The sequence below is a fragment of the uncultured Microscilla sp. genome (genome assembly GCF_947493425.1).
Taxonomy (GTDB): domain Bacteria; phylum Bacteroidota; class Bacteroidia; order Cytophagales; family Microscillaceae; genus Microscilla.
Window position 1 is genome coordinate 1 of record NZ_CANLRP010000637.1, and the last position, 258, is coordinate 258.

Here is a 258-nt window from a genome sequence, read left to right on the forward strand (position 1 = left end):
GGGCTTGATTCACCTCAATCAGAGTAATTACTTGCAAGCTTCCCACTATTTTAATGAATCACTGCAAATTCGGAAAAGCCTCAACGATGCTTTGCGCATTGCGGTGAGTTATACGAATTTAGGGTTGTTAGAAACACGTTTGGGTCGATATCCTCAGGCAGTAGAATACCACCTGAAAGCCTTGAAATATGCACTAAAGCTGAATAATCAATACAAGGTAGCTTCAAGTTATATCAACATAGGGGTGATCTACCAAGA

At 40.3% G+C, this 258-nt stretch carries 1 protein-coding gene; it reads left to right on the forward strand.

All coding sequences use genetic code 11. The features are described 5' to 3' along the window. Nucleotides 1–258, forward strand: a 258-nt coding sequence (locus Q0954_RS34790) for a tetratricopeptide repeat protein (protein WP_299466895.1), incomplete at both ends; no start/stop codon positions are given.